This window comes from Rhodobacter capsulatus, from assembly GCF_005144475.1.
Classification (GTDB): domain Bacteria; phylum Pseudomonadota; class Alphaproteobacteria; order Rhodobacterales; family Rhodobacteraceae; genus Rhodobacter; species Rhodobacter capsulatus_C.
In genome coordinates this window covers 24,555-30,666 of sequence record NZ_SWJZ01000101.1, presented here as the reverse complement: position 1 = coordinate 30,666, position 6,112 = coordinate 24,555, and the positions used below count along the sequence as shown (strand labels likewise).

The following is a 6,112-nucleotide window of genomic DNA, read 5'->3' as shown; positions in this document are numbered from 1 at the left end:
GCGCCCAGCCGCGCGGCGCGGGCAAAGGGCCCCTCGGCAAAGCCCCAGCGCGTCAGCGCGGCATCGACCGCCTGCGGCGCGGCCCCGGCCAGAACGCAGCGATCGGCGGCGCAAAGCCAGGCCGCCTCCAGCCGCAGCGCCAGCGCCCGGGCATGAAGAACCCGCATCCCGCCCGCCCGCAGGACCGCCGCCAGCCGCGGCAGATCGGCCAGCCGTTCGGGCGTCGCCGCCCAGATCGCCGCGAAGCGCTGGCTGCGGTCGATGCCCAGCTCGCCCGGGCCCGGTGCGGTGCCAGAAAGCGCCAGAACCGCCCCCGCGGGCAGCGCCCGCCGCAGCCGGTCGCGCTCCTCAAGGCTGACGGGTTTCGCAATCACCAGATCGGTCGGCCCGAAGGCCTCGGGGGCGGCGACCGGATCCAGCCGCGCCCAATCGGCGGCGCGGCGGGCGGGGTCCAGCGCCCCCGCGGCCACCGCCTGTTCCTGCGCGCGGGCGATCCCGGTCAGCAGACGCGCCAGAGCCTCGGGCGCGGTGGTGCAGATCTGCACCGAAAGCCCGCGCCGCAGCAGCGCCTCGGTCTGCGCCGCCGAGGGGTTCCACAGCGCCACGCGCAGGACCGGCGCGACGCCCTCGGTCGGCACGGCGGCAAGCTGTTGCGCCGCCGCCCGCGCCCGCGCCAGATGCCGCAGCGCCGCCGCGGTGTCACTGCGGGAAAGATCGTCAAAGGCCACCGCCTCGACGTCCAGCGCGGCGGAGAGCGGCAGCAGCAGCGCCGCCTCGGCGACCTCGGCGATGCGGGCGATGGCGGGCAGATCGATGCGCGCAGAATGGCGGGCCCGCGCCGCCGCCAGCGCATCCAGCGCCGCGCCCGGATCGGCCAGCGCGCCCTCGCGCGGGGAAAACGGCGCTTCGGGGCCCAGCGCCGCAACCCGCAAGGCCTCGGCCAACGCGGCGGTCTCGATCGTGCCCTCGGAGGCGACGGCATCGCACAGGCCCAGCGCCATAGCCTGCGCCGGATCGAGCACCCGGCCCGACAGCAGCGCCTCCAGCGCCGCCCCGCCCGCGCGGCGCACCAGCCGCACCGTGCCCCCCGCCGCAGGCAGAAGGTTCAGCCCCGCCTCGGGGCAGTGAAACCGCGTCGCGGCAAGCGCAAGGCGCAGCCCCGCAACCTGCGTCAGCGCCAGCGCCCCGCCCGAAATCGTGCCCGACAGCACCGCCACCACCGGCACGCTCGCCTGCAAAAGCCGCGCGCACAGCGCCGCAAGCGTCGGCTGGTCGGGGCTGTAATCCTCGGCCGGGTCGATGCCGCAGGGCCAGCCCCCCGGCCCGGCGCGCAGAACGATCGCCTGCAGCCCCGGGGTCGCGAAAGCCTCGCTCAGCGCGGCGTCAAGCGCCCGGCGCAGCGCCGGATCGAAGCCGCAGTCCTTCGGACCCGTCGCCGCGCCCTCCAGCGTCACAAGCGCCACGCCCTCCCGCCGCTGCACGCTCACCCGTCTTGCCATGCCCCCTCCGGTTTTGCCGCAGGTTACGCGCGCAAACCGGGTCACGGCAAGCGCAACCCGGCCTCAAGCCGCGGTTTGAACAGGAAAATCTTCGCGCCCGTCAGGCCACGACCAGAGCCGGGGTCTCAGTGCCGGGCGGCGTGGTCGCGGCAGAAGGGGGTGGCGGGCAGAAGATCCAGCCGCTCCTCGGAGATCGGCTCGCCACAGCTGACGCAATAGCCATATTCGCCATCATCGAGCCGCGCCAGCGCCGCGTCGATCATCCGCAGCTCGGCCCGCGCCGCATCGCCCAGATCGGCAAGCACCTCATCCCCCTCGCGCTCGGTCGCCATCTCGGCCCAGTCCTTGGCCTCATGCGTTTCGAACTCGTCCGAGATCTGCGCGATCCGCGCCGTCAGTGCCGCCTTGCGGGCCAAAAGCTCCTCCCGCCGGAGTTCGAGGGATTTCATCGCATCCTCCTGTCCTGCGCGATGGAAGCGCAAAACGCGGGAAAATGCCTTGATTCAGGTCAATCGACAGGCCCGGAGGACCGGCTCAGAAACTGGAGCCGATCTTGAGCGGCGGCAGATCGCCCGCCGGATCCTCGGCGCCGAACCCGTCCAGCGTCAGCCCCATCGGCGGCAGATCGTCCCCGCTGTCGAAGCCGCCAAGGCCCCCCAGACCGCCCAGACCGCCCAGTTCGCCACCGCTCTCCAGACCGCCCAGACCGCCCAAACCGCCCAACCCGCCGCCCCCGGGCAGCGGATCATAGGCCGGGGAATCGATCCGGTCGAGCGGCGCGCGCGGGCCGCTTGGCGCCGATTTCCCGGCAAAGGGGCTCGGCCCCGCCTCGAAAGGCGGCGGCACGACGCGGCGCACCTTCGGTTCCGGCGGCGCCATCAGCTCTTCTTCCTCGTGTTCGATCAGCCGCACCGCGCGCAGGCCGCGATGCTGGCCCAGCCGCGCGGCCGACAGCTTGCGCCGCCCGACCCCCTCGACCGTCAGATTTTCCAAAGCGTCCGACGGGATCGGAATGTCCATCCCGGCGCGCAGCCGCATCACCGCCGCCAGGGGCAGCGTCACCCGGTGCAGCACCGCATCCAGTTGCGCCGAGGCGCCCATCACCGAATTTTCCAGCCGATGCGCCCATTCCGCCGCCTCGCGGTCGGGAGAGATCGGCCCCTCGTCGGCCAGCCCGGGCATCCGGCGCAGCGAATGGCCGCGCCCGTTCACCGGCACCGCCCAGACCAGCTTGCCCTTGCGCTCGAACCCGGCGCCAAAGCCGATTTCCAGCTGCCAGAGCCGGTATCCCATGTCTTCAAGCAACAGGCCAAGCGGGCGCGGATCATCGAGATAAGAGGCATAGCGGAACCCGCCCGCCCAGATCACCGCCTCGGTCTCGACCAGCGTTTCCTCGATCATCGCGAGCGTCGTATCGAGGAAATCGACCACCATCGAGGCGTCGATCCGCGTCGGCTTGCGCGGCGGCGGCGGCGCCTTGCCCAGATTGCCGGTGGTCTGCATCTCGATCAGCACCGAAAGCGTCTCTGGCGGCAGGGCGATGATGCCCATGCTTTCCTCGGGCCCCTCGATGATCGCGATGAGCGAAAACGGGTCGATCGCCTCGGGCAGATCGGCCAGCGTCCGCCGCCCCTCGCTCACCTGCAGGACCTGGGCGGGCAGCTGGAACATGTCCTGCGCCACTTTCGAGACCGCCTGCACGATTGCCCGTTCGGCCGTGACCGGAGAGCCGTCCGCCGCGGGCCTGCCCGCCTCGGCCTTGCGCCGCATCACTGTTTGAAGCCGTTCTTCCGTCATCCCGTCCCGCCGTTTCCCTGTGCGTCGACGGATAAGGAATCGCAGATCAAGGTTTACAAAAGGTTGAGATCTGCGCCCGGACTTTACACTTTTTCGCGGTCTTTCCCGGGGCTTGTCACGCCGCCCCAGACCGGGCCCGGACCCTGGCGGCGCAGCGGCAGCGTCACGCGGAAGGCCGCGCCGCCCTGCCCCGGCAGATAGTCGATCGAGCCGCCAAGGTTGGCCATGATCTCGCGGCAGATCGCGAGGCCAAGCCCCGCGCCCCCCGCCTTCGAGGTGTCGGTCAGCCGCGAGAATTTCTCGAAGATCAGCCCCTGTGCGGCCTTCGGGATCCCCGCGCCGTTGTCGCAAAAGTCGATCTGCACCAGCTTGCCGCGCTTTTTCACCTCGATGCGCAGCACCGCGCGTTCGGCGCCGCAATATTTGCGCGCATTCGAAATCAGGTTGATGAAGACCTGCACCAGCCGGTCGGTGTCGGTGAAGACCGGCATGTGTTCGGTCGGAAAATCGCGCTCATAGCGGAAATCGCGCTCGGGCCGGGTCGAGGACGCCGCCTGCACCGCCCGGTCGATCAGGTCATGCAGGTTCGCCACCGAAATGTTCAGCTGCACCTTGCGGTTTTCCAGCACCGCAAGATCGAGGAGATCATCCAGAAGACGGGTCAGGCGGCGCGCCTCTTCGTGAATGATTTCCGCATATTGCGCCCGCAGCGGCTCGGGCAGGTCGGGCTCCATCAGGATTTCCGAAAACGCCCGGATCGAGGTCATCGGCGTGCGCAATTCGTGGCTGATCTGGCCAAGGAACGCATCCTTTTGCACCGAAAGCGCGGTCAGCTTCGCATTCGCCTCGGAGAGCGCGCGGGCGGTGCGGGCAAGTTCCGCCGATTTCGCCTCGAGCTGGGCGGAATATTCCTTGATCTCCGCGGCCTCATTGGCCACCGCGATCAGATCCTGCACCGAGACCGCCGCGCCGCCGGTCAGCTGTGAAATCATCGCATGCGCCGTCGCCGCGCCGACCGATCCGGCCAGCTGCCGTTCGAGCGCCGCCAGAAAATCCGGCGTCGGATCGGGCAGGAAGCCGCGCTTGCCCTGTGCCGCCGCCTGCGCCTGAAAGAAGAGCTGCGCCTCCTCGGCGCCCAGGATGCGCTGCGCCATCGACAGAAGATCTTCGGCCTCGGCCTGGGTGCGCGACCAGCCGCGCGCGCCGGGCCGCCCCTCGAAGACATTGACGAAGGCGACGCCCTGCAGCCGCTCCACCGGGCCCGGAAAGGACAGGATCGAAAACACAAGGAAAGCCAGGGTGTTGAACAAAAGGCTCCAGAACAGCGCATGCAAGAGCGGATCCAGCCCCTGAATGCCGAAAAGCGCCTGCGGGCGCAGCCAGGTCAGGCCAAAGGGCCCCTCGGCCATCAGCTGCGCCGAGATCAGCCCGCTTTCGCCGACCGAGGGCAGGAAAAGCGCGTAAAGCCAGATCGCAAAGCCGGTCAGAAGTCCGATCGCCGCGCCCAGATGCGTCGCCCCGCGCCAGTAGATCCCGCCCAGAAGCGCGGGCAGCACCTGCGCCGCGCCGACAAAGGCGATCAGCCCGATCTCGGCCAGCGCCTCGGTCCCGCCCGAGAGCTTGTAATAGCCGTAGCCCATCGCCAGCACGAGCCCGATCGAGAGGCGGCGCGACATCAGCACAAGACCCCGGACATCGCCGCGCTCGGCCGGTTCGTCGCGGTAGATCGCCAGCCACAAAGGCGTGACGACATGGTTCGACACCATGGTCGACAGCGCGATGGCCGCGACGATCACCATCGAGGTGGCCGAGGAAAACCCGCCCAGAAAGGCCAGCAGCGCCAGCGTGCCGCGGCCCTCGGAGAGCGGCAGGGTCAGCACGAAGAGATCGGGATTGCTCCCGGCGCCCGGATGGCCAAGCCCGACGACGGCGATCGGCACGACGAAAAGGCTCATCAGCATCAGATAGGCCGGAAAGGCCCAGCTGGCGGTGCCCAGATGCCGCTCGTCGGTGTTTTCGACCACCAGCACCTGAAACATCCGCGGCAGGGTCAGCACGGCGGCGGCCGAAACGAAGGTCAGCCCGGCAAAGCGGCCGGGCTTCAGGCTCCAGTCGGCGATGTCCGAGGCGTCGATCCGGGCGAGGATGTCGGAAATCCCCCCCGCCACGCCCCAGACGACCCAGATGCCGACGGCCAGCAGCGCCACCAGTTTCACGATCGCTTCCAGCGCGATGGCGGTGACAACGCCGTGGTGACGCTCGTTCGCGTCGAGATTGCGGGTGCCGAACAGGATGGTGAACAGCGCCAGCCCGCCCGCGATCCAGAGCGCCGTCGCCGATTGGTCGGGCAGCGCCCAGGAGCCGGGGGTCTGCGCCGCGAAAACGCCGAAGGACAGCGTGACCGATTGCAGCTGCAGCGCGATATAGGGCGTGGCCGAGGCCACCGACATCAGCGTGACGATCACGCCCAAAAGGTTCGACTTGCCGTACCGGTTTGAAATCAGATCGGCAATCGAGGTGACGCGCTGGGTCCGGCCGATCCGGACCAGCTTGCGCAAGACCCACCACCAGCCGACGAAGACCAGCGTCGGGCCAAGGTAGATGGTCAGGAATTCCAGCCCCGAACGCGCCGCATAGCCCACCGCGCCGTAAAAGGTCCAGGCGGTGCAATAGATCGAGAGCGACAGCGTATAGACCCAGGGGCTGTGCAGAAACCGCAAGCGGCCGCGGGCGGCACGGCGCTCGGCGACGAAGGCGACAAGGAACAGCACCAGCACATAGACCAGCGAGACGCCGACCAGCACGTCAAAGGGCAT

At 69.5% G+C, this 6,112-nt stretch carries 4 protein-coding genes; all 4 read right to left on the bottom strand.

The genetic code is table 11. The features are described from left to right. Nucleotides 1–1,499 (bottom strand): enoyl-CoA hydratase-related protein (locus tag FBT96_RS18150; protein ID WP_169583589.1); only part of this gene is annotated, 1,499 nt, incomplete at its 3' end. Between the two features lie 125 nt (nt 1,500–1,624). Further along, nucleotides 1,625–1,948 carry a TraR/DksA family transcriptional regulator gene (locus FBT96_RS18145; protein ID WP_136909166.1) on the bottom strand — a complete coding sequence of 108 codons (324 nt, stop codon included), beginning with the start codon at nt 1,946–1,948 and terminating at the stop codon, nt 1,625–1,627. A gap of 85 nt (nt 1,949–2,033) precedes the next feature. Continuing rightward, nucleotides 2,034–3,269 carry a FliM/FliN family flagellar motor switch protein gene (locus FBT96_RS18140; RefSeq protein WP_169583587.1) on the bottom strand — a complete coding sequence of 412 codons (1,236 nt, stop codon included), beginning with the start codon at nt 3,267–3,269 and terminating at the stop codon, nt 2,034–2,036. A gap of 110 nt (nt 3,270–3,379) precedes the next feature. Further along, on the bottom strand, nt 3,380–6,112 hold the full coding sequence (locus FBT96_RS18135) for a sensor histidine kinase (protein WP_136909162.1): 2,733 nt from the start codon (nt 6,110–6,112) through the stop codon (nt 3,380–3,382).

What these genes read in the sequence shown, in the direction of transcription:
- FBT96_RS18140 (WP_169583587.1), bottom strand. Translation starts at nt 3,269, where the DNA reads ATGCGGCGCAAGGCCGAGGCGGGCAGGCCCGCGGCGGACGGCTCTCCG.
- FBT96_RS18145 (WP_136909166.1), bottom strand. Translation starts at nt 1,948, where the DNA reads ATGAAATCCCTCGAACTCCGGCGGGAGGAGCTTTTGGCCCGCAAGGCG.
- FBT96_RS18135 (WP_136909162.1), bottom strand. Translation starts at nt 6,112, where the DNA reads ATGCCCTTTGACGTGCTGGTCGGCGTCTCGCTGGTCTATGTGCTGGTG.